1 pseudogene is annotated in these 498 nt (G+C 67.3%); it reads right to left on the reverse strand.

Going from position 1 to position 498, the window contains the following annotated elements:
- A pseudogene (locus MMS95_RS24120) lies at positions 1 to 498 on the reverse strand (transketolase); the annotation flags it as partial.

Consider the following 498-nt stretch of genomic DNA (forward strand, 5'->3'; position numbering starts at 1 on the left):
CCGCGGTCAGTTTGTCCGCCGCTTCCACCGTGATGCCCACTTCGGAGCCGGTGGCGATCAGGATAACGTCCGGCGTGCCCGCGCAGTCTTTCAGCACGTAGCCGCCGCGGTACACGTTCGCCAGCTGCTCTGCGGTGCGCGGCTGCTGGGTCAGGTTCTGGCGCGAGAACACCAGGGTGGTCGGGCCGTCGTTACGCTCGATGCCGTACTGCCACGCCACCGCCGATTCCACCTGGTCGCACGGGCGCCAGGTGCTCATGTTCGGGGTCACGCGCAGGCTCGCCAGCTGCTCCACCGGCTGGTGGGTCGGGCCGTCTTCGCCCAGACCGATGGAGTCGTGGGTGTAGACGAACACGTTGCGCAGCTTCATCAGCGCCGCCATGCGCACCGCGTTGCGGGCGTATTCCACGAACATCAGGAAAGTCGCCGAGTACGGCAGGAAACCGCCGTGCAGCGCGATGCCGTTGGTGATGGCGGTCATGCCGAACTCGCGCACGC

This window comes from Serratia sp. PGPR-27, assembly GCF_022678525.1.
GTDB classification, from domain to species: Bacteria; Pseudomonadota; Gammaproteobacteria; order Enterobacterales; family Enterobacteriaceae; genus Serratia; species Serratia nematodiphila.